This window comes from Nocardia crassostreae (assembly GCF_001613405.1).
Lineage (GTDB): Bacteria > Actinomycetota > Actinomycetes > Mycobacteriales > Mycobacteriaceae > Nocardia > Nocardia crassostreae.
In genome coordinates, this window is record NZ_BDCH01000009.1 from 42,555 (window position 1) to 66,258 (window position 23,704).

Genomic DNA, 23,704 nt, shown 5'->3' on the forward strand with positions numbered 1-23,704 from the left:
AGCTATTTCGTCCGGGGACGGGAGTGGAAGCCCAGGCCCTCGTCCTGCGCGCCCATCCAGGCGGCTTCGTCCGACTTGCTGTCGGGGACGTAGATGACTTCCTGTTGTCCCCTGCGGGAGACCTGGGGTGGGGGCGCCTGCTCGAACTCCTCGGCATCGATGACGAGCCGCTCCAGGTCGTTCTCCAAGCGGCGCACCATATTGGCCTCGCCGTACTGCGTGCGCAGCGCGCTGACGCACTGCCGGAGCTGGCCGACCGCGTAGCGGAGTTCCGCAATCTCGCTGCGTGTCATCGAAACCTCCTCGAGCCGTGTGACCGACCACACATTATGATCTACAACACAGTACGCGACGATGGTGAATCCGTCTCGCGACCATGGCATAACCCCAGTTCACGGGCCTGTACCCGACTGGCCGTCAGCCCGCGATGGCGTACTCCGGACCGCATTCGGGCTCCCGCCCGCACAGCGCCGCGACCGCGCGATCCACCAGTCCGGCAATGGCCGCCGCCACCTCCTCGGCGCGCTCCAGGATCACGCTGTGCCCGGCCCCGTCCAGCCGCACCAGTTCCACATCGTCGAGCTGGGAGGCCAGCACCACCGAATGCGCGAACGGAATCACGATGTCGGCCGATCCGGCCAGTACCAGCGCCGGAATCCGGCCCAGCCGGTGCAGGGTCTCGTTCTCGTCGAAGCGCATGAGCGAGTCCAGGAAGCTCGACATGGTCAGCAGCGAGGTCTCGTTGAGCATGGCCGTGGCCACCGCCAGCACCCGCGGGCTCACCTTGCGGGTGCCCAGCGCCGCCTCGCGCATGATCGGCTCGAAAATGCGGCGGCTCCAATGCTTCGAGGCCTGCATGGCGCGCGGCGCGCGCCGCACCGCCGCCTGCAGCGAGGCCACCGCCGGGCCGTTCAGCAATCGGCCCACCCCGACCCGGGTGACGCTGGAGGCCGCGCCCGCGATGAGCCCGACGCCGATGACGCGGCAGCCGATGGTCTCGGGGAACAGCCGGGCGTAGGCCAGGATGGTCATGGCGCCCATCGAATGGCCGACCAGCACAATGGGTTCGGTCGGGGCGACCGCCCGCAGCACGGCGTCCAGATCCCGGGCCAGGTGATCGATGGTGTAGGTGGCCGGATCGGCATCGCCCGAATCCCCGTGGCCGCGATGGTCGTAGAACACCAGATGGGTGTCCGCGCCCCAGCGCGGGGCCAGATGCTCGCGCAGCAGCGCCCAGGATTCGGTGCGCAGACAGTGGCCGTGCAGGAACACCACGGTGACTTCGGCCGCGGGCGAACCGAATTCGCGTACCGCGATCGGCACGCCGTCGTCAGCGCTGACGATGAATCGGGTGGACATGACGTGCTCCTGACGAGTCCGCATCTTGCCCGGTTGTCGATAGTTATTGCCTGGCCGTTAACCACCTACACCAGGCGTTATGCACAAGTTGTCCAACTGTCGCCAGTGATCGACAACGGCTGTGCCGGTAAATCTACATAAATCTAGTGATCATGCTAGAAAGCTGTAGATATCGACGATTACCCGCTCACGACAGCAATCTGCCCTTGTCTAGCGATGAAGCTAGACAAGGGCAGATTCACCTCGAGACCGTGCTACGGCGCCGCCGACGCCTTGGTCGACGGCAGGAACGTGCGCAGCAGGTTCTGCTCGGCCGACGGCCCGAACTGCCATTCGGCGATCCACGGCCCGGTGCCCTCGCTCGGATCGAGCGCGCCGCCCTCGATGAACTTGTAGCGACCGTAGAGGATGCCGCGGGTCAGCTCGGTATCCGCGTCATCGGTGTTGTCCCACAGGGATTCGAACAGCTGCCGCACCCGGATGCGCGCCTGCCGGCAGTAGACCTCGGCGAGCTCCTCGGCCGCCACGCCGTCCGGATCGCCCGCGACGCGCAGGGACTGGGCCTTCACACACGCCGCCGCCATGGCGAACAGTTCCGCGCCGATATCCACGATGCGGCCCAGGAACCCCTGCTTGTACTCGAGTTTCGCCTGCCAGCGCGCCATACCGTACATGAGCGCGCGAGCCTGCTTGCGCGACATGCGCTCGACGAAGCGCATATGCCGGGCGAGCGGACCGAACTCGCCGAAGCCCACGGGCGCGGTGCCCGCGCCGACGGTCAGCTGCGGGAACCACTTGGCGTAGAAGCCGCTCGCGCCGACCGCCGCCTTGGCCTTCTCCTTGGGCGCGGCATTGCGGTCGACCAGCGCCCCGGCCGCCGCCATGTGCGCATCGGCCATCTCGCGGGCGATGAGCAGCCGCATGATCTCGCTGGAGCCCTCGAAGATGCGATTGATGCGCAGATCCCGCACGAGTTGCTCGGCGCCCACGGCCCGTTCACCGCGGGCCGCGAGCGAGGCGGCGGTCTCGTAGCCGCGCCCGCCGCGGATCTGCACCAGTTCGTCGGCGATCTCGCAGGCCATTTCCGAGGCCCACAGTTTGGCCAGCGCCGCCTCGATGCGAATGTCGTTGCGGTTCTCGTCGCACATGGTGGCCGAGAGGTCGAGCACCGATTCGAGCGCGAAAGTGGTTGCGGCGATGAAGGACAGCTTGGCCCCGACCGCGCCGTGCTCGCCGACCGGGCGGCCCCACTGCACGCGGGTGGCGCTCCACTCCCGGGCGATCTTGAGCGACCATTTGGCCGCCGCGGTGCACATGGCCGGAATGGCGAGGCGGCCCGCGTTCAAGGTGGTGAGCGCGATCTTCAGGCCGTCGCCCTCGCGTCCGACCAGATTGCCCTTGGGCACGCGCACATTGTGCATGCGGGTGACGCCGTTCTCGATACCGCGCAGGCCCATGAACGCATTGCGCCGCTCCACCGTGATGCCGGGGCTGTCGGCCTCCACGATGAAGGCGGAGATGCCGCCGCGATGCCCTTCGCTCTTGGGCACCCGGGCCATGACGACGAGTAGTTCGGCGACCACGCCATTGGTGGTCCACAGTTTCACACCATTGAGTTCGTAGGCGTCGCCGTCCTCGGTGGGCGTGGCGGTGGAGGCCATGCGGGCCGGGTCCGAGCCCACATCCGGTTCGGTGAGCAGGAAGGCGCTCACGGCCCCTTTCGCGCAGCGCGGCAGGAACTCTCGCTTCTGCTCCGGGGTGCCCGCCAGCTTGAGCGGTTCGGGCACGCCGATGGACTGGTGCGCCGACAGCAGCATGCCGAGGCTGGCGTGCGCGGAGCCGACCAGCATGAGCGCCTTGTTGTAGCCGACCTGCGAGAGCCCCACCCCGCCGTATTCCTCCGGAATCTTCAGGCCGAAACAGCCCAATTCGGCGAGCCCGCGCACATATTCGTCCGGAATGCGGCCCTCGGCCTCGATTCGCGCCCCGTCGATGGTTTTACAGAGCTCCTCGAGCCGGGCGAGATAGGCCGCGGTCTTGGCGGCGTCCGCGGCGCCGGGTTGCGGGAACGGGTGGATGAGGTCGAGCCGGAACCGGCCGAGAAACATCTCCTTCGCGAAGGACGGCTTGGCCCAGGTGGTTTCACGGGATTCCTCGACGAGTGCCCGGGCCTGCTCTTCGGTGGCGTCGACTTTCGCTGTGGTCGCCATGTGTCTCCTCCTCGGAGGTGATGAGAATCACATTCGAGTGTAGGAGCCTTTGTTACCCACCGGTAGTCTCTAGCAAAGATCAAAAAGCCTTGTTGCGCAATGATCTTGATCGCGAGCGAATTCCCGGTTACTGCACCCCGCGCAAATACCGGCCGAAATGCGGCACGGTGAAACCGATCGTGCCGCGCTCCGCCGAATAGATGAGTCCCTTCTTGATCAGACCGTCGCGGGCCGGGGACAGCGAGGCGGGTTTGCGGTCGAGCTGCTTGGCCACCGCGGCGGTCGGCACCGGGCCGTCGTCACCGGACAGCTCGGCCATGGCGCGCATGTACTCCCGCTCGGCCGGGGTGGCGCGCTCGTAGCGGGATCCGAAGAACCCCACCGCCAATTCCTCCTCGGCCGTCGGCGCGGCCACCGCCACGTCCTCGGCCGTGATGGGCGACTGCGCGGCCGCATCCCAGGTCGCCTTCCCGTACGCCTGCACGAAATACGGGTAGCCGTCGGCCTTGCGGTACAGCGCGTCCAGGGCCTCCCGGCTGTACTTCACGTCCTCCCGCTCGGCCGGGGCGAGCAGGGCCAGATCGGCCGCGTCGCGATCCAGGCGGTCGATGCGGTGATAGGAGAACAGGCGCTCGGAGTAGCTCTTGGACGCGGACAGCACCGCGGGCAGATGCGGCAGCCCGGCGCCCACCACGATCAAAGGCGCGGCGTCCTGGCTCAATTCGTGGCAGGCGCCGCAGAGGGCGGAGATATCGGCGGGACCCAGATCCTGGAGTTCGTCGATGAACAGCGCGAGACCGACGCCGGTAGCGCGGGTCAGTTGCGCCGCCTCCAGCAGCAGCTCGACCAGATCGATCTCGATATCCCCGGAGTCGGCGCGACCGGTGACCGCCGGGACGTCGATGCCCGGATTCCAGCGCTCGCGCATGCCCTTGTCGGCAGTCGAGCGCAGCGCGAACGCCTTGAGAATGCCGAGGAAATCGTCCATCTGCTCCGGATTGCGGTGTGCCGCCGCGATCGAGCGCACCGCCATGTGCAGCGCCGACGACAGCGGTCGGCGTAGCTCCTGATCGGGGCGGGCCTCGAGTTTCCCGGTGCCCCACCCGCGCGAGCGCGCCGCCGACCGAAGCTGATTGAGCAGCACCGTTTTCCCCACGCCGCGCAATCCGGTGAGCATGACACTGCGTTCCGGTCGCCCCCGCGCGACCCGTTCCAGCACGACGTCGAAGGCATCGAGCTGCCGATCGCGGCCCGCCAACTCGGGCGGCCGCTGCCCGGCACCGGGGGCGTACGGATTGCGCACGGGATCCATGCCGCCCAACCGTAGCGTCAGAATCCAGGATTATCCGGGCATCTACCGAAGACCCTAGAGGCCGTTATCGATTGCTGTGCGCGCACGAGTGCTTTCGCACTCCCTTGTCGCATCCGGTCTCTACTCTTATGTCCGAGTCGCGGACATCCAGCGCAGGAGGGTTCATGTCGGAGGAAGCAGTGCCCACCGTCGCGGAGGTGGTCGAGTCCTGGAACGTGCCCGCCGAGGCGACGGCTGCCGCGCGCATTCGCAACAACATTCTGGTGGCCATCGAGCGCGGGTACGACGATCCGCAATTGGTGGCGGATCTGGCCGTGGGTCCCTTGGTCATGGCGCTGGGGAAGCTGGAAGTGGAACTGGCCGATGCGCGGCGGCGCATCGAGGAGTTGGAGCGCGCGGTGGAGGCGCGCTGATAACGATCGAACATAACGGCCGAATCGATCAGGTATGTCAAGTTGTGACCCGATCATCGGGATGCGGAATCACCGTGCTGACCGGCGTTTTGCGCGGACACGCGACACACGGGCCCTGTGGGGTGGACAACAGAGCCGCCTAGTCGTAATCTCTTCGTGACTTAGCGGAGTCTGTCGCTTAATCGGAGAGGCGGCCCGCGACGTTACCGCCTAATCGGAGACGAGCCTCAAATTCGTCCTCGAGCCGGGGACCCACGTTCGTTGGGGTGAATCTCCTTCGGCCACAAGCCGTTGGGGTAGGGCCTACTTGCTGGCCCGAACCCGTCAGCTAACCCGGTCGGTGGTCAAGAGCAAGAAAAGATCGGAGACACGGGTCGGTGGGTAAGCACAGCTTGCAGCGAGAATCTCGGCTGCCGAATTCCGTCAAGGGCGCCGTTGTGATGGGCGCGCTCGCGGCCACGACGACCGGCGCGTTCCCGGCGATCACCGCCCAGGCCGCCACCGTCGAGATTCCGGGTATCGGCAATTTCGATGTGCCGGACGAGTTCACGCCCCATGTGCAGCAGTCCAACCAGGCGGTCAAGGACTTCGCGGCCAATGTCCCGCAGGCCAATATCGACAACCCGGGCGTCAACAACAACTCCGGCTTCTTCGGCCTGCCGGAGATGATGAAGCCCAGCACCCCCGCGAACATCGCCCTCGAGGCCGCGCAGACCAAGGTTGGTGCGCAGTACTCCTGGGGCGCCTCGGGCCCCTACAGCTTCGACTGCTCCGGTCTGGTCCAGTGGGCCTACAAGCAGGCGGGAGTCGAGCTGCCCCGCACCAGCTTCGAGCAGTCCCACGTCGGCGCTCCGGTCGCCTACGAGAACCTCCAGCCCGGCGATATCGTCATCACCAATGGCGGCGGCCACGTCGGCATCTACGCCGGTGACAACAAGCTCCTCAATGCCGTCCAGTCCGGCACCCCGGTTTCCTACACCCCCCTGCGCCCCGACATGGTCGTGACCGCCCGCCGCGTCGCGTAAGCGCAAAACCCACTCGCACGTTATCGGTAGCGTATAGCGCGTGACGTCAGCGCTACCGAGTGAAGCGGCCCAAGCCCGTGTCGACTCCTGGGTTTGGGCCGTCCGGCTGTTCAAGACCAGATCCGCGGCGGCCACGGCCTGCCGCGCGGGTCATGTGCGCGTGAACGGCATTCCCGTGAAGCCCGCGCACAATCTGAAGCACGGTGACGAGATCCGCGTCCGGGTCGGCGGATTGGAGCGCATCGTGGTCGTGGAGCGGCTCATCACCAAGCGCGTGGGCGCGGCCGTCGCCGTGCAGTGCATGATCGACAAGAGCCCGCCGCCGCCTGATCCGCAGCTGGTCGCCGCGCTGCCGCGCCGGGATCGAGGCTCCGGGCGGCCCACCAAACGTGAACGCCGCGAGACCGATCGGCTGCTCGGGCGCACTCCGGAGAGTTAAGCGGGCGGCTGTTGCCGGGCGGCCCGGGCCGTCGCCCAGGTGGCCGCGATCAAGGTGACCACCGCGCCGAGCATGAGCGCCGCCGATACGCCCGGTTTCAGGACGTGCAGCTGGGTGCCGACGGTGACGGCCGCGACCGGCACCCCGATCTGCGCGGCGGCCAAGGCGCCGTGGGCGATCGGCTGACCGGTCAGGCGCATGAGCGCGTGCGCGAGGACGGCGGCCCCGCCCAGGACCAGCCCGAGCAGAATCAGTCGCGGGTGTTCACCGAACTCGCGCAGGTTCAGCCGGGCGCCCAGCCAGACGAAGAACAGCGGGGCCAGGAAGCCGTCGCTGAGGGCGAACAGTTGGCGCGCCACCCGGCGCGGTTCGCCGACCGCGGCAACCGCGAGGCCGAAGGCGAAGCCCGCCAGCATGATCGAGACATGGGTGCGGGTGGCCAGCGCGCCGAGCAGGAACAGCAGGGCCAGGCTCACCCGCAGCTCGAGGGCGAACTGCCGCTCCTCGGAGACCCGGTGCGCGCGCCGCCGCAGACCCGAGGTCTCCAGATAGCGCAGGGCGAAGAACAGTCCGGTCGCGGCGGCCGCGATGAGCACCGCGCCGAGGGCGGCCCGCCCGGCATTGCCCGGATCGATCACCAGCGGCAGCGCCACCACCGCGGCGGCATCGGCAAGGGCGACCTGAGCGGTCAACTCCAGCACCGGCTTTCCGGTCAGCCCCTGGGCGTCGATGATGGGCAGCACCACCGCCGCCGACGAGGACGCGATGAGCACCGCGTACAACGGCCCGTGGCCGGTCTCAAACCAGGCCGCCACCGCGACGCCCGCGACCGCCGCCACCAGGCCCACCAGCACCGCCCGCAGCGCGCCCGCGCCCAGCGCCGACCGGACGGCGGTATTCCGGATCGGGACGTGGGTGCCCGCCACGAACATGACCACCGCGAAGCCCACATCGGCCAGGAACGCGAAGGTCGGGTCCTCCGGGTGCAGCACTCCGAATCCGGTGGCGCCGAACACGATTCCCGCCAGCAGCTCGCCGAGCACCACCGGGACGTGCCAGGACCGCCGCCAGGCCAGCAGCGGTCCGGCCAGCCCGAGCACGGTGATGAGGGCGAGGGTTTCGAAGGTCACGGCATGGAGGCGATTTTCACCGGGATGGCGATGTTCTCGTCGGCGTAGTAGATGGCGCAGGTGCGGTGGTAGCCGTCCACGATCTGGGCGGGTACGCCCTTGCGGAAGTCGCCGCGCACCATGAGGATCGGCGAGAGCGCCTTACCGGCGACAATCTTCTCCATATCCTTGCGCACGTGCAGGTTGTACATGGGCAGCAGTTCCAGCTGCGCGGCCCGCAGCAGGTCCTTGGCCTTCTTGTGCGAGAGTTCGACCGCCCGCAACTCCTCGACCACGGTGTTCACCACCTGCGGTTCGGCCAACATCTCCAGATAGTCGGCGGCCGCCGGATAGTCGTGCTCATCCGGCGCGTCCTTCCATTTCACTACGACCGTTGGCTCCGATGACATTCCGTCATCATTCCCGCGCGGCCGGACCACCCGAGTCCGACACGCCACGCGAATTCAACCGGCGGTCATGATCCGGCGGTGCGGATGCGCGTCGGCGAGCGCGCGCACCAGCCCGGCATCGGCGGCGCAGACCACGGTGAAATCGGTCGGATCGTCGTCGGTCAGCTCGACCAGATTCGCGGCGGCGACCGGTTGCGGTTCCCGGATGGCGTGCACGATGCCGCGCAGCGGAACCCCGAATTCGCGAATGTCTTGCAGGGCGGTAGCCAAATCATTGCGATCACCGGTATCGCAGCGCACCACCACGATCCGGTCCTCCAAACCCTCCAGCGGCGGCGGTAGCGCCCGCGGCACCCGGGCAAGCACGACCACATCGCGCGCCCCCGCGTCCAGCAGCCAGCGCACGGCCGCCGCGCCCAGCGCGCCCAGCCCGCCCGCCACCACATACGTCCCCTCCGGCCGGACCGTGACCGGCGGGAAGCGCGGCCCCGGCGGCTCGGGAATCGCCCGGCTCCGCCAATGCCGTTGCGGCGGCGCGGCGGTGTGCGGTCCCAGCGCGGTCCAGTCGACGCTGCGCCCGTCCAGATACAGCCGCGCAATGGCGCGCAGAAAGGTCTCACCCTCGACGGCCCGCGAGGCGGCCGGATAGCTCGCGTCCCGGAACGCCGGGTGCTCCCGCAGGGCGGCCGCCAGCACCGGATGCGGCGCGATCTCCAGCACGGTCGAAATGCCTTCCCGTGCAGCCCGTTCCAGCGCGGCGGCCAACTCGATCGGCCCGGCCGCATGCGTGCCCCAGTACGCCGCGTCCATGCGCAGCGGCAGCCCTGCCGCCACGGCTCCCTCGAGCGCCCCGGCAGTCGGCGTCGTGCCGGAGCCGTCGCCGGTCGCGCTGCCGCGATCGGCGAGGTGGAGACCGCCGAGGACACCGAGCCCGGCGGCGGGCGGACCGTGTTCGCCGATGACCGCGCCGCGCCGGGTCGTCGAGTAGATGGGGAGCTTCGGGGTCCGTGCCTCGATCCCATTCAGCTCCGTGATCAGTTGTGGGGCAATGGTTCGCACCCGTGGGATGTGCAGGGCCGCGCCCGGACCCTCGACGCTCAGGCGCTGCGCGGAAATGGCGCGGCGGTGCGCGCGCCGCACCAGGGCGTCGATATAGCGCGGCTCGCCGGAGACGGTAATCGAACTCGCGCCGTCCACGGCCGACACGCCGATGACCTCGTGCATCGGTTCGACCAGGCGCATGGCCTCCGCGGGCGTGGCCTCGAGCACCGCCGCCGCGGCGTGATTGCCGACCGTGGTCAGCATGCGGCCGCGCGCCACCACGATGCGGGCCGCATCCGATAGGGAAAGCGCGCCACCCACCACGGCCGCCGCGATCTCGCCGACCCCGTGCCCGGCCACCGCGTCCGGCTGCACACCCCAGGCGGCGAACAACTCGGCCAGTGCCAGCTGGAACACGAACAGTGCGGGCTGGCCGGAATCCGTGCCGATACCGGCGGATCCGAACCCGGTGCGCGGCGACCAGACTCGCGGCCCACCGGCCGCGGCCACGGCGTCGGCCGCAGCACCGAGGGCGTCGGCGAAGATCGGGTACCGGGCCGCCAGCGCCTCGCCCATGCGCGAGTGTGCACCGCCGCCGGAGAACAGGAAGAGCACTCTACCGTCGCGCCGATCCGCCGATATCCCGAAAACGTCGCCGCCGGATCCACGGGATGCGTCTCGGCCCAGCAGGAGGGAGGAATCCCCCCGTGCGGCCGCTCCCCGCGCCGCAGTTTCCCGCGCCGCTGCTTCGCGTGCTGCTGCTTCGCGTGCCGCCGTCTCCTGTGCCGCTGCTTCGCGTGCTGCTGCTTCGCGTGGCGCCGCCTCCTGTGCCGCAGTTTCCCGCCCTGCCGCGTCTCGCGCCGGAGTCGTTCGGGGCGGTCCGGCATGGTTTTGGCCGGTACCCTCGGTGGCCGGATGGCCTCCGGCCGCAAGCGCGTCGGAATGGGGGCGTGCGCCCTTGACCGCGTGTGTGGCGGGCCCGATGCGCTGCGCCAGGGCGTAAAGCAGTGCCCTCGCCTCGGAGCGGTCGCGGGCGAGCACCGCGCCGCGGACCGGCTCCGGCGTGAGTCTGGCGGCGGCTGCGGCGAATTCGCGCATACAGCGCGCCGAGCCGACCGCCTCGGCCCAGCGCAGGGCGAGTTCGTGGACGGCTGCCGTATCGCGCCCGGACAGCGGAATGAGCACCGTGGGCTCGTCGTCGTGCCGAGGAGGTGCGGGATCGAGCCGCGGGCGCGCGCCAGCGGTGGTGCGGGACAGCGCGATGCGGGCCTCGAGGTCGCCGGGACCGGGGAAACCTATTCCACTGTCGGTGATTTGGGCGTACTGCCGGGTTCTGCTGCGCATTGTGTCGGTGGTGCGCTGGAGTACCAGCACCGTGCACAGATCCCGTTCGCCGGGGATCTCCATGCCTGAAATGTCCGGTAGCAGGACTAGATTCGTGCCACCCGCAATAACGAACGGCACCGATTCGTCGGCCAGTAGCCGCATGGCCGTATCCACCGCCACCAATGGCGAGGCTCGGTCGCTGTCCACCATCAGGCTGGGGCCGTGCAGGTCCAGAGCTTTCGACAGCTGATGTGCGCTGTTGACTGTGCGCCCGGAGGCTCCCGCCGTTCCGAATACCACGCCCGCGCGCGAGCCGGGGGCCAGGCAGCCGAGTCCGGCATCGTCCAGGGCTTCCACGGCGACCTCGAGAATCACCCGCTGCCGGGGTCCGAGCCCGGCGGCCTCGATATCCCCGATGCCGAACCAGTCGTGATCGAAATCCACACCGGGAGCCCGGCAGCCGACGCCCACGACGGACACCGCGACCTGCGGTGCCGAATCGGATGCTCTCGTACTCTGCCGCACAGGAATTCCCTCCCGCGTCCGGCGGGCTCGCCGGGGTACCCCCGCGATTCTGCCAAGATTTCGGCGAGCCCAGAAGAGCTTTCGGGTACGTGCTTGTCACCCGCCATTGCGGGTGGACTCGGTGACTACGAGGCGGTGGGGAAGGGGTGCTCGAGATCTGCCGCCGTGGCATGCGAGCTGAAGAACCGTAATGCCAGGTTCACCGCGTCCTGTTCGGTGCGTACCCCCGAGATGGCCATGGTCCGGCGCAGCGCATCGTCGTCGAGATAGATACGAGTGATTGCCATTTCGGCACCTCCGCACGTCCGTCGGTACTGAAAGCATGACGGATCGGCGGGCCGCAGTCACCGGTTTGACGGTAGTCTTCGCAGATTTTGCTAAGAGAACTTCGCTGGAATTGTCTGGGACGTACGGGTTTTCGACCGGCCCGGATGGTGAAAGCCCCGCGGTGAACGAATCGCCGCGGGGCTCTCGGGTGCTACGGGACGGGTTCTCGTCAGGCGAGCATGCCCGCGAGCCGGGCCTTGATGAGCTCCTCGGCCTCGGCGACCATGCGCGAGACCAGCTCGCCACAGGTCGGGATGTCGTCGATCAGGCCCTGGACCTGTCCGGCGGACCAGATATCGGCATCCAGATCGCCCTCTTCGAACACGCGGCGGCCGCGCGCACCGGCGACCAGATCACGCACGTCCTCGAACTTGCTGCCCGCCTTCTCGATTTCGACGACCTTGCGCGAGATCTCGTTGTCGGCCACGCGCGCGGTGTTGTGCATGGTGCGGAAGATGAGCTGGGTGGCACGCTCGGAGTTCGCGACGATCTGCTCCTTGACCGTCTGGTGGATGGCCGACTCCTGGGTGCACATGAAGCGGGTGCCCATGTTCACGCCGTCCGCGCCCAGCGCCAGCGCGGCGACCAGACCGCGCGCATCGGCGATACCGCCGGAGGCGATGACCGGGATGTCGAGGGCTTTGGTGGCTGCCGGAATCAGGATCAGGCCCGGCACATCGTCCTCACCGGGGTGTCCGGCGCATTCGAAACCGTCGATGCTGACGCCGTCGACGCCGATCTTCTGCGCCTTGAGGGCGTGCCGGACGCTGGTGCACTTGTGCAGCACCTTGATCCCGGCTTCCTTGTAGTACGGCAGGAAGGGCTCCGGATTGGACCCGGCGGTCTCCACGATCTTCACGCCGGAGTCGATGATCGCCTTGACGTAATCCTGGTACGGCGGCGGGTTGATCGACGGCAGGATGGTCACGTTCACGCCGATGGGCTTATCGGTGAGCGCCCGCGCGCGGTCGATCTCGCGCAGCAGATCGTCGGGGGTGGGCTGGGTGAGCGCGGTGATGATGCCGAGGCCGCCCGCCTCGGAAACGGCGGCGGCGAGTTCGGCGCGGCCGACCCACATCATGCCGCCCTGCACGATCGGATGCTCGACCCCGAAGGTCTCGGTGAACCTGGTACGCAGCGTCACGGTGTCCTCTCCTACCTCTCGCAACTGGCCTGATACTCGCATAGTTGCATATGGGGTTCAACCCCGATGTGATTCGGAGTTTGCACCAGAAACGGAGCTGTTACGCCTGACCTGGGGATAACCGCGACCTGCGAATGTGCTCGACAAGATCGAATTATCGGCTCTGAGCTGGGAGTTGAACGAATGATAATTTTCGAGCCAAACCTTCTCTGTAACCCTTGTCACGCCAAGAAGTTAGGTGGTATTCTCACGCTCGATAATCGGTCCGAGAGGAGTTCTGCACATGAGCGCGGGTTTCCAGCCGCTGGACGAGCCGATTCGGTCGCGGCGCAATCACTGGGTCAACCAGGTCGCCACGCACGCGGCCATGCGGCCCGACAGTGTGGCCTTCCGGTTCCAGGGCACGGACACCACGTGGTCGCGGCTGCACGAGCGCTCGGAACGCTTCGCCGATGCGCTCGCCCGTCGAGGGGTCGGGTTCGGCGATCGGGTGCTGATTCTGGCGCTCAACTACGTCGAGTACATCGAGGCCGTCTTCGGCATCAATGCGCTCGGGGCCATCGCGGTGCCGGTCAACTTCCGGCTCACCCCCGCCCGAGGTCGCCTATATCGTGAGCGATTCGGGGGCGAAAACCATCGTCACCGACGCGGTGCTGCAGCCGCTGGCCGCCGCGGTGCGGGCGCAGGCGCCGGAGCTGGCCACCTGCGTGGTGATCAACGGTGCGAGCGGTGACGGCGTCATCGGTTTCGAGGATTTCCTGGCCGAGCCGGGCGAACCCCATGCGCCGCTGGATATTCCGGAAGACACCCCGTGCCTGATCATGTACACCTCGGGCACCACCGGCAGCCCCAAGGGTGCGGTGCTGTCCTACGCGAATATGAACGCGCAGGCGCTCACCTGTATCCGGGCCATGGAGATCACCCAGGAGTCGGTGGCCTTCTGCACCTCACCGCTGTTCCACATTGCCGGACTGGGCAGTCTCACCCCGTATTTCGTGCTCGGCGGCAAGACGGTGCTGCACCCGCTGGGCGCCTTCAATGCCACCGACTTCCTCGACGCCGTCGAGGCCGAACAGGCCACCACCGCCTTCTGCGTGCCCGCGCAATGGCAGATGATCTGCGAGGAGCCGACGGTCAAAGAGCGCAAGCTGGCGCTGCAGGCGCTGTGCTGGGGCGCGGCCCCGGCCTCGGACACGGTGCTGCGGGCCATGGCCGACTGCTTCCCGAACGCCTTCAATGTGGCGGTGTTCGGGCAGACCGAGATGTCGCCCATCACCTGCGTGCTCGACGGTAAGGACGCGCTGCGCAAGCTCGGCTCGGTGGGCAAGCCCATCCCGACCATTCAGGCCCGCGTGGTCGACGACGAGATGAACGATGTCGCGCCGGGCGAGGTCGGCGAGATCGTGTATCGCGGCCCGACCATGATGTCGGGCTACTGGAACAAGCCCGAGGCCACCGCGGAAGCCTTCGCGGGCGGCTGGTTCCACTCCGGCGACCTGGTCAAGCAGGATGCGGAGGGCTTCGTCTGGGTGGTGGACCGCAAGAAGGACATGATCATCTCCGGCGGCGAGAACATCTACTGCGCCGAGGTGGAGAACGTGCCGGTCGCCGTGGTGGCGCTCGTGCCGGGTGCGGACGAGCTCACCCTCGCCGAGCTCGAGCCGTTCCTCAACGAGTCGCTGGCGCGCTACAAGCACCCCAAGGATCTGGTCGTCGTGGCCGAGCTGCCGCGCAACCCCAGCGGCAAGGTCGTGAAATTCGAACTGCGCAAGCAATTCTTGGCCTGATCACGAAAGCTCGCGCGACACCACGGCGGTACGGCAGCATCGAGGCATGGATCTCGATCGCACCGGCACCGCCGTGCTCGCTCTGCACTGGCAGGTCAATGTCATCAAGCCCGAGGGGTTCTTCGGGCCCATGCTCGCCGCACCGGTCGCCGACAGCGGTGTCGTCGACCGGGCGGTGGCCTTTCACGAGCAGGCCCTGGCGGCCGGATTGCCGCTGATATTCACCCGATTCACCATTCCGGTCGGGGAGGGCGAGCTGGTGCGCAATACCGGATTCATGCGGTCGGTGGCCGCGGCGCAGACCGAGTTCCGGCCGGATTCGCCCGGGACGCAGATCATTCCGGAAATGGCCGGGCAGGCGGCGGCCGGTGTGGTGTTCGACAATCAGAAGCTGTCCGGGCTGGCCGGATCGGCGCTGCCGGACTGGCTGCTCGCCCACGGTATCGACACGCTGCTGATCACCGGTGTGGCAACCAATCTCACGGTCGAGCAGACCGCCCGCCATGTCACCGATCTCGGTTTCCATGTGCACCCCGTCGCCGACCTCATGGTCGCCCCGCACGAGGCCGCCCGCGAGGCGGCGCTGGGCAGCCTCGAATTGACCACCGAGGGCTGCCTGCTCGCCAAGCAGGCGGTAGAGCGGCTGCGGCTCTAGATCATGTCGTTGGCGGTGAGCCAGCGCATGATCGGCCAGCCGCAGAACACAGGCAGCCAGCAGGTCAGCACGCGGTAGAGCAGCACCGCCGGGACCGCGATGGCGGCCGGGACGCCGAAGGCCGCCAGACCACCGATGAGTGCCGCCTCCACCGCGCCCACACCGCCCGGGGTGGGCGCGGCCGAGGCCAGCGTGCCGCCGATCATGGTGACAATGGTGACGGTCACGAATCCGGTGCTGCCGCCGAAGGCTTCGATACTGGCCCACAGCGCCAGCGCCATGCCCAGGGTGGTGGTGGCGCACCCGCCCACGATCATGGCCAGGCGCCCGGGCCGCTTGGCCAGATCGCGCAGCTGCTCCATCACCTCGGTCAGCTGCGGGCGCACCTCGGTGCGAATCCAGCGCCGCACCGTGGGCACGAACATGGTCACCCCGAGCAGTCCGAGCAGCGCGCCCGCCACCAGGTACAGCACCGTCGCACTGGGCACGAAATGCTCCAGATTGGTCGAAACGCCCGCCGCCACACTGAAGAACAGCAGCAGCACCAGATGGGTGAGCACCTGGATGGTCTGCTGCAGGGCCACCGCCGCGGTGGCGCGCACCGCGCCCAGCCCGTTCTTCTGCAGGAACCGCACGCTCAGCGCCAGCCCGCCCACACCGGCGGGCGTGGTGGTGGCGGCGAAGGTATTGGCCACCTGCATGAGCAGCAGATCGCGCCATTTCACGCCCTCGTTGGCGCACGCCCACAGCGCCATGGCCGCGCCCACGTAGGTGAGCGCCGAGACCGCGAGACCCAGTGCGGCCCAGGCCCAATTGGCGGTGCGCAGTTCGGTGAAGAAGGTCGGCGCGGAGCTGATGTAGGGATAGGCCACGTACACCAGGCCGATGAGCAGGACGAGCTGGATGAACTGGTTGCGGGAGAAGCGGGTGATCTTGGCGGCCTCGATCCGGTCCTCCCCGGTCTGGCGCGCCACCTCCTCGCGGGTGTCCTTCATGAGCTGGCCCGCATCGGGGACCGCCTTGCGCACGGTTTCCGGGATGGCGGTCTTGGTGAGCCGCCGGGAGGCGTCCAGCACCGGCTGGGTGCCCACGACCTCGATGGCGGTGCGCACCGCCGGTTCGATGCCGAACAGCGCCGCGGTGGACAGCATGAGCTGGGCGACATCGGATTCGAACCGCACCCGGTAGGCGCCGAACTCCGACGCCATGAAACCGCCGAAACGTACCTCCCCGTCCACGATGCGAATGTCCTCGGCCCGCAGTTCGCCGTGCGAGATCTGCGCCTGGTGCATGGTGTGCAGCGCCTGCCACACCTTGGTGAGCATCTTCTCGCCGTCGTCGGCGGCCAGCGGACGGCCCTGGGGCACGGTGTGCGCGTACAGCATCCAGCTGCGGTCCAGCGCCGCGACGGTGAGCGGTTTATTGCTGCCCAGGCCCAGATCCCCGATGGCGATGCCCATGAGCGCGCGATGCTCCACCGCGCGCCGCATGGAGGCGAACATGGCCGGGGCCTCACTGCTGCGCAGGGTGAGCCAGCGGCGCAATTGCCGCAGCGCGCGGCGGCTGCGCTGGTTCTGGCCGTACATCTCCACCGTCAGCGGATCCGCGTCGGTGGTCGCCGACAGCACCAGCGGGCCGCGCCCGCCGGGGCGCACCACCTTGAACGCGGTCACCTGAAATCCGCGCTGCGCCAGTACCCGGACCGCCGCGTCGAGCGGCACTTCCAGGGCCGGGGTGCCGACCAGCAGCACGATGACCGCGCCCACGAACCAGCCGACGGTCAGGCCCAGCAGGGCGCGGGCCGGGACTACCAGACTGACCACCAGGTGGATGGGCACGAAGGCCAGCAGCAGCGTCCACCACCAGCGCCGCCATTTGGCGGGCAGCCACGGACTGGCCACCGTCAGCACCGCCGCCAGCATGGCGATCCAGCGCGGATCGTCGAGGAACTGCGACAGGAAGGTATTGACCTGCTGCGGTTCGGACAGATGCCAGCGCGGTGCGTTGAAGCCGGTGCCGGTGAAGGAGAAGATCAGCACCGCGATCAGGCCCGCGGACAGGAAGCCGCCCAGCAGTTTCCACTGCCTGCTCCAGGCCAGGCGCACCAGAATGGCGAACGGCAGCGCCATGATGGCGATGCCGTAGAGGGTGTAGACCAGATCGGACTGCTGCGGGGTCAGGAATCCGACGATGTCGGAGACCGAGCTCTCCAGGTTCTCCCACTGCGGGCGGGTGATGAGCGAGCCGACGATGACAATGGCGATGCCGGCCACGGACAGCACGACGCGCAGAATGTCGCTGGTCCGCCGGATCCGCGGCTGCAGCAGGCTGCCGGAGACGGGAATCTCCCGTCCGTCGACTCGCATGTCCTATAGGCGCTTTCGGATCGTGGGAACTGCTTCGGTCCCATGGTCGGGTCGGTCTGGGGTATGCGGCGGCGGGCGGGATTGCCGTCCATCCACGTCGTTACCGTAACCCGTGCCGGACCCACCGGTGAGACGCCCCGGCCCGCCACGCCGTGCGGCGTCTCTGTTTTTCCTGCTTAATCGGGGACTTTCGAAATCGCCCGGACGGCGTGCGAGGATCGTTGCGTGGTGCTCGATCTCCGTGTGTGTTTCGTGGGGGAATCCTTCGTCGCGGGGGTCGGTGATCAGAAGGCGCTGGGCTGGGCGGGCCGACTGGCCGGGCGGGCCATGGCCGCCGGGCAGCCGATGACCTACTACAACCTGGGCATCCGACGAGAGATCTCCACCGAACTGCGGGCCCGCTGGGCGGCCGAGTGCACGCCCCGGCTGCCGGACGGCGCGGACCGCCGTCTGGTGGTCTCGACCGGGGTCAACGACACCGTGCACGAAAACGGCAGCCCGCGCGTGGAATCGGGGGAGTCGGTCGCCAATCTGGCGGCCGTCCTGGCCGGTGCGAGCGACAAGGGCTGGACCACACTGGTGGTCGCGCCGCCGCCGAACGCGGACGAGGAACACAATCAGCGGCTGCTCGCGCTGGACGAGCGCTTCGCCGCGCACTGCGACAGCGTCGGCGTGCCCTATGTGCGGGTGCATCAACCCTTGCGGGAGAACCGGATCTGGATGCGGGACGTCGCCGCGGGCGACGGCTATCACCCGAGCGCGGTGGGCTACGACGAGTTCGCCGAGCTGCTGGCCCCGCACTGGCTGCTGTGGCTGGCCGATCCGAGTTCGGAGCTTCCGGTCGTCCGCTGAACCGGCTCAGCGCTGCGCGGGCGGCAACAACCAATCCACCATGGAGGCCACGCCCGGCCGCTTGGTATTGATGAGACCGGAGCCGACCAGTACGCCGAGCGAGATGGCCAGCACCGACAGCAGCACGTTCACCAGCACCTCCAGGCCATTGGCGCCCGCATTGGTCACCAGCTCGGAGACGGCGGTCAGGCCCATGCCGCCGGGCACCAGCATCCAGAACGCGGGCAGGAACGCCACCTGCGACGGCGGCGCATTGCGATTGCGCTGCACCAGATACGCGGTCGGCACCGCGATGAGCCCGCCCAGGAACGCGCCCAGCAGCGCCCCGCCGGTGCGGATGCCGAACTGCTGGGCGAGGAAGGTCACGTAGAGCACCAGCAGCAGCCAGAACAGCGACTTCGGCGGTGCGCTGGACCGCCAGGAATGCCCGATGCCGATCAGCAGGACACCGAGAATCGGCGCCCACCAACCCAATTGCGCGCCATAGGGACTGTCCGGCGGCTGCGGGCCGAGGAACTGCAACCCGATGTAGATGCCGAAGGCGAGCAGCAGCAGCTTGTTCATCCCGGCGATGGTGCGGCTCGCACCGGCCACCATGGATCCGGTGGCCAGCTCGATCGCGCCATTGGTGAGGGTGGCGCCGGGCAGCAGGCCCGCGACCGCGGGGATGAGCAGCTGTGAGGGCGTGCCGCCGCCGATGGCGTGCGGAAATCCGTAGGCCAGCAAGGTCACCACCGCACCGGCGGTGACCGGCAACGCGAGGGAGAGCAGGGTGAACCGGTCGGCCAGCAGCATGAGCAACTGCACCACCAGGCCGAGCACCGCGTAGCCGGTCAGGGCGTGCACGGTGGGATTGAGCATGAGGCCCAGCCCGACCGTGAGCACCACATTGCCGACGAGCATGAGCCACACCGCGGTCGGCCGTTTCGAGGCGAGGATGGCCTCCAGCTTCTCGGTGACCTCGGTCGGCGGCGGCAGTTCCCGCTTCATGGTGTCGAGCAGCTGATACATCGACGCGATCTGATCCAGCCGCAGCGTATCGGTGAAGGCCGTCTGCAGATCGACCGCCGATCCGCGCGAGTCCTGCACCCGCACGAATACCCCGGTGGGCAGGACGAAGAACTGCACCCCCGTGGCGCCGTAGTGACCCGCCGTCTCGTCGAGAATCTGCTGGACGCGATCGGTGGTTTCGCCCGAGCCGATGAGCATGACGCCCAGCAACCGCAGCAGGTTGAGCAGGTCCGCGGAGACCGGCGGCTCCTCCGGCGGCAGCGGATCGTGGCGTTCGTGCGCGCCGGTGCGGGTGACGACCCGGCGGACCAGCCAATCGTCGAATACGCCACCGGCTTTGCGCGCCATGCCGGTCAATCGCCTGCCGACCGGAACGGCTCCGGCCGCGGGCCGTGGCCGCGCCCGTAGGTGCCGTGGTCCGGCCGTGCTCATGTGCGCCTCCTGGAGTCGCTTCCGTTCTACCCCGCTTTCCGGAAACAGCAACTTTGTGGCTAATGAACCCTAGCGCAGGGAGCGGCCCGAATCGGCCCGGCAGCCAATACCGGGCTATGCCGACGGGGCGGTCCGTCCATAACCTGGGTGCATGGATATCGATACGCGACTGCTGCGTTACTTCCTGGCGGTCGCCGATACCGAGAATCCGGCGCGCGCCGCCCAGCGGCTGCACGTGGCCCAGCCCACCCTCGCCACCCAGATCAAACAGCTCGAACAGCAGTTGGGGGTGGAACTGTTCATCCGGTCCCGGGCCGGGTGGACGCTCACCGCGGCCGGGAAGGTGCTCGCCGCGCAGGTGCCCGGCCTGCTGGCCGGATGGGACCGGATTCTGCGCGATACCAAGAGCGATGCCAGCAGGGCGGCGCGGGTGCTGCGCCTGGGCCTGGTGCACAGTGCGGCCGAAGGCTATATCCCCGAGATCATCCGGGTCTTCCACCGGCTGCATCCGGACTGGCAGGTCGATATTCATTCCGGCGGCTGGACCGATCCGACCGCGGGCCTCGACGAGGGCGATGTGGACGTCGCCCTGCTGCGACTACCGTTTCCCGGCCAGGACGGCTATCACGTGCGGGAGCTGTTCTCCGAGCCGCGCTGGATCGCGCTGCCGGAGAACCATCCGCTGGCGCAGCGCGAGGACATCGCCTTCCGGGAGCTGTGGGACGAGCCGTATGTCGCCTCGCCCGCGGAAACCGGGTGGTGGCGCGACTATTGGATGGGCCTGGACTCCCGGCCCGCCGATACCGCCATCATCGGCGCCATCGCGCGTAGCACCGACGAATGGCTCAATGCCATTGCCAATGACTTCGGGGTGAGTTTAACCCCTGTCTCCACCGCGCGCACCAATGCCCATCCGGGCGTGGTGTTCCGGCCCGTGCACGGTATCGGGCCGACCCGGGTGGCGCTGGTGTGGCCGGACGCCTCGGAGGCCGATCCCGTGGTGCGGTACTTCATTCGCTGCTGCACCGACATCATGGGCAATCAGGACGGGCGGCGGACCTCCTGATGGATATCGACACCCGCCTGCTGCGCTACTTCGTCGCCGTCGCCGAGGAGGGGCATCTGACCCGGGCGGCGCGGCGGCTGTTCATCTCCCAGCCCGCGCTGACCAAACAGATCAAACAGCTCGAACAGCAACTGGGCGTGGAATTGTTCGTGCGCTCCCGCAGCGGTATGACCCTCACCGAACCGGGCCGCATCTTCGCCGCGCACGCGCCCGGACTGCTGACCGGCTGGGACGCCATGCTGCGCGCCACCAAGAGCGGCGCCAGCCGGGCCGGGAAGGTGCTGCGGATCGGCTTCATCGCCAGTGCCGCCAACGAATTCGCGCCCGAGATCGTGGCCGAATTCCGGCGCGCGCATCCGGATTGGCGCCTGGACATGCGCGAGTTCGGCTGGCTCGATCCCACCGCCGGACTCGCCAGCGGCGAGGTCGACGCGGCGCTGGTGCGGCTGCCCTTTCCGGGCGCGGACGCCTTCCCCAGCGCCGAGTTGTTCAGCGAGCCGCGATGGATCGCACTGCCCGCCGCGCATCCGCTGGCGGCCTCGGACGAGATCGAATTCCGTGATCTCTGGGACGAGCCGTTCGTGGCCTCGCCGCCGGAATCCGGCTGGTGGCGCGACTTCTGGATCGGCCTGGATGCCCGGCCCGCCGATACCGCCGTCATCGGCGCGATCGCGCACAGCACCGACGAATGGCTCACGGCCATCGCCAATGGTTTCGGCCTGAGCTTCACCCCCGCCGCCTCGGCCCGCTACTACCCGCGGCCGGGGATCGCCTACCGCCCGGTGCGCGGCATCGGCCCGAGCCGGGTCGCGGCGGCATGGCCCGCCTGCGCGGACGCCGATCCGGTGGTCGGCGAGTTCATTCGCTGCTGCGTGCGGGTCTGCGGTGCGCCGCAGCGGAATTAGCTCTCGAGTACCGCCATGGCGGCATTGTGCCCGCCGATCCCGCTGACGCCGCCGCCGCGCACCGCGCCCGCGCCGCAGAGCAGGACATTGCTCGTGCCGGTGGCCACGCCCCACCGCGCCGCCGCAGTGTCCGCGGGCTCGGCCCGGAAGGGAAAGGCCAAGTCCGCGTGGAAGATATTGCCGCCGGGCAGGCCGATGTCCTGCTCCAGATCGACCGGTGACTTGGCCTCGATACAGGGTTCGCCATTACCGTCGAGGGCCAGACAGTCGCGGATCGGCTCGGCCAGGACCGAATCCAGCTGGGCCAGGGTGGCATCCACCAGCAGTTTCTTCACGCCCTGTGGGTCGTCGGCGAAAAGCCTTGCGGGGGTGTGCAATCCGAACAGCGTCAGCGTGTGCATGCCCTGGGCGATCAGTTCGGGCGCGAGGATGGACGGGTCGGTGAGGGTGTGGCAGTAGATTTCCGAGGGCGGCGCGGACGGGATCCGGCCGTCGGCCGCCTCGCGATAGGCCCGTTCGAGCTGTGACGCGGACTCGGCGATATGGAAGGTTCCGGCGAAGGCGGTGCGCGGGTCGACGGAGGCGTCGCGCAGCCGGGGCAGGCGGCGCAGCAACATATTGATTTTGAGTTGTGCGCCTTCCGGTTTCACCGCCTCCTCGCCCAGCAGGTGCGCCAGCTCGTAGGGGGCGGCATTCACCAGGACATGGCGGGCGGCGACCGTGGCCTCGCCGTCGGCCCGGGTGAAGCGCACCTGCGCGGTCTCGCCGTCGGTGTCTATTCCGGTGACCGTGCGACCGGTCAGGATCTCCGCACCCGCGGCGCGGGCGGCCGCGGCCAGGGCATCGGTGAGCGCGCCCATACCGCCGACGGGGACATCCCAGTCGCCGGTGCCGCCGCCGATCACGTGATAGAGGAAGCAGCGGTTCTGCCGCAGCGTCGGATCGTGGGCGTGGGTGAAGGTGCCGATCAGGGCATCGGTGAGCACCACGCCGCGCACCGTGTCGTCGGCGAACCGGGCATCGGTCGTTTCACCCAGGGGGCGTTCGAAAATCGCGTCCCAGGTCGCCGAATCATCGACCACGCCGCGCATTTCGTCGCGGGTGGGCAGGGGCCGGGTGAGGGTCGGGAACACGCGCCGCGCGAGGCGGCCGGTCGTCTCGTAGAACTCCCGCCAGGCCAGGAAATCCCGGTCCGAACCGGTGACCCGGGCGAAGCTGTCGCGGGTGCCGGACTCGGAACCGTTGTCCACCAGCAGGCCGTGCTCCCCGACCGGCGTGTACGAGGAGATGCGCCGCCGCCGCGTCTCGAAGCGCAGTCCCAGATCGCGCACGATCTGCTGCGGGAGCAGGCTCACCAGATACGAGAAGCGCGACAGCCGGGCGTCCACGCCCGCGAACACCCGCTCCGAGACCGCCGCGCCGCCGGTGTGGTCCTGCCGCTCCAGTACCAGCGTCGAGCGCCCGGCCCGGGCCAGATATGCGGCGGCCACCAGGCCGTTGTGCCCGCCGCCCACCACCACTACGTCGTATCGAGCCCGTGCCGGAGCATCCGTCATGAATCGAGGGTAGGCCGTGCCATATCCAGGGCGGCGAGGTGGCTGAAGAGCACCGATGCGCCGATGGGATTGCCGCCGCCGGGATAGGCGGTGCCGCTCACCGCGGCCATGGTGTTGCCCGCGGCGTACAGGCCCGGAATCGGCGCGCCGGACGCGTCGAGCACCCGCGCCCGCGTATCGGTGCGCAGTCCGTCCTTGGTGCCCAGATCGGAGATGCCGAAGGCGGCCGCGTGGAACGGGCCCCGCACGATCGGCGTCAGCGGCGGCGCACCCTGGGAGAAGGCGCGATCGTAGGCCTCGTCACCGCGGCCGAAATCGTCGTCGACGCCCGCGGCGGCCATCGTGTTGAACCGGGCCACCGTGGCGATCAGGGCATCGGCGGGGACGCCGATCAGTTCCGCGAGTTCCGCCAGCGTGTCGGCGGTGCGCCACAG

At 68.6% G+C, this 23,704-nt stretch carries 20 protein-coding genes, 1 pseudogene and 1 riboswitch; of the genes and pseudogenes, 8 read left to right on the forward strand and 13 right to left on the reverse strand.

Annotated elements, in window-relative coordinates; genetic code table 11:
- Positions 1-2 precede the first annotated feature (2 nt).
- The 4 genes from NC4_RS04650 to NC4_RS04665 all read right to left on the reverse strand — a co-directional run bounded on the left by NC4_RS04650 (position 3) and on the right by NC4_RS04665 (position 4,881).
- A complete protein-coding gene (locus NC4_RS04650; protein WP_067532810.1) occupies positions 3-293 on the reverse strand; it encodes an Rv0250c family protein in 291 nt (96 codons plus the stop codon).
- Positions 294-417: 124 nt separating this feature from the next.
- Positions 418-1,359, reverse strand: a complete 942-nt coding sequence (locus NC4_RS04655; RefSeq protein WP_245721491.1) for an alpha/beta fold hydrolase — start codon at positions 1,357-1,359, stop codon at positions 418-420.
- A gap of 254 nt (positions 1,360-1,613) precedes the next feature.
- Positions 1,614-3,569 (reverse strand): acyl-CoA dehydrogenase family protein, encoded by a 1,956-nt coding sequence (locus NC4_RS04660; RefSeq protein WP_067532757.1) that lies wholly within the window; start codon positions 3,567-3,569, stop codon positions 1,614-1,616.
- Between the two features lie 127 nt (positions 3,570-3,696).
- Positions 3,697-4,881 (reverse strand): ATP-binding protein, encoded by a 1,185-nt coding sequence (locus NC4_RS04665; protein WP_067532760.1) that lies wholly within the window; start codon positions 4,879-4,881, stop codon positions 3,697-3,699.
- A gap of 164 nt (positions 4,882-5,045) precedes the next feature.
- On the opposite strand from NC4_RS04665, the gene NC4_RS04670 reads away from it, so the two are divergent.
- The 3 genes from NC4_RS04670 (at position 5,046) to NC4_RS04680 (ending at position 6,758) form a co-directional block, all read left to right on the forward strand.
- Positions 5,046-5,294 carry a hypothetical protein gene (locus tag NC4_RS04670; RefSeq protein WP_067532763.1) on the forward strand — a complete coding sequence of 83 codons (249 nt, stop codon included), beginning with the start codon at positions 5,046-5,048 and terminating at the stop codon, positions 5,292-5,294.
- Between the two features lie 197 nt (positions 5,295-5,491).
- Positions 5,492-5,652: riboswitch (cyclic di-AMP (ydaO/yuaA leader) on the forward strand.
- Positions 5,653-5,671: 19 nt separating this feature from the next.
- Positions 5,672-6,319 carry a C40 family peptidase gene (locus NC4_RS04675; RefSeq protein ID WP_369690673.1) on the forward strand — a complete coding sequence of 216 codons (648 nt, stop codon included), beginning with the start codon at positions 5,672-5,674 and terminating at the stop codon, positions 6,317-6,319.
- Between the two features lie 40 nt (positions 6,320-6,359).
- The gene (locus NC4_RS04680; protein WP_067532769.1) at positions 6,360-6,758 is read left to right on the forward strand and encodes an RNA-binding S4 domain-containing protein; all 399 of its coding nucleotides are present in this window, start codon (positions 6,360-6,362) and stop codon (positions 6,756-6,758) included.
- On the opposite strand, the gene NC4_RS04685 is transcribed toward NC4_RS04680, so the two are convergent.
- The 5 genes from NC4_RS04685 to NC4_RS04700 form a co-directional block, all read right to left on the reverse strand.
- Positions 6,755-7,888: a cation:proton antiporter gene (locus NC4_RS04685; protein ID WP_067532773.1), complete on the reverse strand. Its 1,134-nt coding sequence runs from the start codon at positions 7,886-7,888 to the stop codon at positions 6,755-6,757. The genes NC4_RS04680 and NC4_RS04685 overlap by 4 nt on opposite strands.
- The gene (locus NC4_RS04690; protein WP_067532777.1) at positions 7,885-8,277 is read right to left on the reverse strand and encodes a hypothetical protein; all 393 of its coding nucleotides are present in this window, start codon (positions 8,275-8,277) and stop codon (positions 7,885-7,887) included. Before NC4_RS04690 ends, NC4_RS04685 begins: the two co-directional genes overlap by 4 nt.
- 54 nt (positions 8,278-8,331) lie before the next feature.
- Entirely contained in the window at positions 8,332-11,169 is a 2,838-nt protein-coding gene (locus tag NC4_RS04695; protein WP_084528485.1) for an acyltransferase domain-containing protein, read from the reverse strand.
- Between the two features lie 125 nt (positions 11,170-11,294).
- A complete protein-coding gene (locus NC4_RS38675; protein WP_084528486.1) occupies positions 11,295-11,456 on the reverse strand; it encodes a type II toxin-antitoxin system VapB family antitoxin in 162 nt (53 codons plus the stop codon).
- Between the two features lie 209 nt (positions 11,457-11,665).
- Positions 11,666-12,634, reverse strand: a complete 969-nt coding sequence (locus tag NC4_RS04700; RefSeq protein WP_067532813.1) for an NAD(P)H-dependent flavin oxidoreductase — start codon at positions 12,632-12,634, stop codon at positions 11,666-11,668.
- A 289-nt stretch (positions 12,635-12,923) separates the two neighbouring features.
- Here NC4_RS04700 and NC4_RS04705 point away from each other — a divergent pair.
- Together NC4_RS04705 and NC4_RS04710 are read left to right on the forward strand one after the other, a co-directional pair.
- Positions 12,924-14,427: pseudogene (locus NC4_RS04705) on the forward strand (AMP-binding protein).
- Positions 14,428-14,473: 46 nt separating this feature from the next.
- The gene (locus NC4_RS04710; RefSeq protein WP_067532783.1) at positions 14,474-15,082 is read left to right on the forward strand and encodes a cysteine hydrolase family protein; all 609 of its coding nucleotides are present in this window, start codon (positions 14,474-14,476) and stop codon (positions 15,080-15,082) included.
- Here NC4_RS04710 and NC4_RS04715 read toward each other — a convergent pair.
- Positions 15,079-17,448: a lysylphosphatidylglycerol synthase transmembrane domain-containing protein gene (locus tag NC4_RS04715; protein WP_067532785.1), complete on the reverse strand. Its 2,370-nt coding sequence runs from the start codon at positions 17,446-17,448 to the stop codon at positions 15,079-15,081. The two genes, NC4_RS04710 and NC4_RS04715, sit on opposite strands and share 4 nt — an antisense overlap.
- A gap of 225 nt (positions 17,449-17,673) precedes the next feature.
- Here NC4_RS04715 and NC4_RS04720 point away from each other — a divergent pair, with 225 nt between their 5' ends.
- Complete coding sequence (locus tag NC4_RS04720; protein ID WP_067532788.1) at positions 17,674-18,300, forward strand: GDSL-type esterase/lipase family protein; 627 nt, start codon at positions 17,674-17,676, stop codon at positions 18,298-18,300.
- A gap of 6 nt (positions 18,301-18,306) precedes the next feature.
- On the opposite strand, the gene NC4_RS04725 is transcribed toward NC4_RS04720, so the two are convergent.
- Positions 18,307-19,743, reverse strand: coding sequence for a threonine/serine exporter family protein (locus NC4_RS04725; protein ID WP_157554278.1), 1,437 nt, complete (start codon positions 19,741-19,743; stop codon positions 18,307-18,309).
- A gap of 151 nt (positions 19,744-19,894) precedes the next feature.
- On the opposite strand from NC4_RS04725, the gene NC4_RS04730 reads away from it, so the two are divergent.
- Both NC4_RS04730 and NC4_RS04735 read left to right on the forward strand, forming a co-directional pair.
- Complete coding sequence (locus NC4_RS04730; RefSeq protein ID WP_067532791.1) at positions 19,895-20,809, forward strand: LysR family transcriptional regulator; 915 nt, start codon at positions 19,895-19,897, stop codon at positions 20,807-20,809.
- Positions 20,809-21,714 (forward strand): LysR family transcriptional regulator, encoded by a 906-nt coding sequence (locus NC4_RS04735; protein ID WP_067532794.1) that lies wholly within the window; start codon positions 20,809-20,811, stop codon positions 21,712-21,714. The genes NC4_RS04730 and NC4_RS04735 overlap by 1 nt, the downstream gene beginning before the upstream one ends.
- Here NC4_RS04735 and NC4_RS04740 read toward each other — a convergent pair.
- Together NC4_RS04740 and NC4_RS04745 are read right to left on the reverse strand one after the other, a co-directional pair.
- Entirely contained in the window at positions 21,711-23,270 is a 1,560-nt protein-coding gene (locus NC4_RS04740; RefSeq protein WP_067532797.1) for a phytoene desaturase family protein, read from the reverse strand. The two genes, NC4_RS04735 and NC4_RS04740, sit on opposite strands and share 4 nt — an antisense overlap.
- A partial coding sequence (locus NC4_RS04745) for an FAD-binding protein (protein WP_157554280.1) occupies positions 23,267-23,704 on the reverse strand: 438 nt, incomplete at its 5' end. The genes NC4_RS04745 and NC4_RS04740, both read right to left, overlap by 4 nt.

Coding starts and splice junctions, on each gene's coding strand:
- NC4_RS04650 (WP_067532810.1), bottom strand. CDS start 293: ATGACACGCAGCGAGATTGCGGAACTCCGCTACGCGGTCGGCCAGCTC.
- NC4_RS04655 (WP_245721491.1), bottom strand. CDS start 1,359: ATGTCCACCCGATTCATCGTCAGCGCTGACGACGGCGTGCCGATCGCG.
- NC4_RS04660 (WP_067532757.1), bottom strand. CDS start 3,569: ATGGCGACCACAGCGAAAGTCGACGCCACCGAAGAGCAGGCCCGGGCA.
- NC4_RS04665 (WP_067532760.1), bottom strand. CDS start 4,881: ATGGATCCCGTGCGCAATCCGTACGCCCCCGGTGCCGGGCAGCGGCCG.
- NC4_RS04670 (WP_067532763.1), top strand. CDS start 5,046: ATGTCGGAGGAAGCAGTGCCCACCGTCGCGGAGGTGGTCGAGTCCTGG.
- NC4_RS04690 (WP_067532777.1), bottom strand. CDS start 8,277: ATGTCATCGGAGCCAACGGTCGTAGTGAAATGGAAGGACGCGCCGGAT.
- NC4_RS38675 (WP_084528486.1), bottom strand. CDS start 11,456: ATGGCAATCACTCGTATCTATCTCGACGACGATGCGCTGCGCCGGACC.
- NC4_RS04710 (WP_067532783.1), top strand. CDS start 14,474: ATGGATCTCGATCGCACCGGCACCGCCGTGCTCGCTCTGCACTGGCAG.
- NC4_RS04715 (WP_067532785.1), bottom strand. CDS start 17,448: ATGCGAGTCGACGGACGGGAGATTCCCGTCTCCGGCAGCCTGCTGCAG.
- NC4_RS04725 (WP_157554278.1), bottom strand. CDS start 19,743: ATGAGCACGGCCGGACCACGGCACCTACGGGCGCGGCCACGGCCCGCG.
- NC4_RS04730 (WP_067532791.1), top strand. CDS start 19,895: ATGGATATCGATACGCGACTGCTGCGTTACTTCCTGGCGGTCGCCGAT.
- NC4_RS04735 (WP_067532794.1), top strand. CDS start 20,809: ATGGATATCGACACCCGCCTGCTGCGCTACTTCGTCGCCGTCGCCGAG.
- NC4_RS04740 (WP_067532797.1), bottom strand. CDS start 23,270: ATGACGGATGCTCCGGCACGGGCTCGATACGACGTAGTGGTGGTGGGC.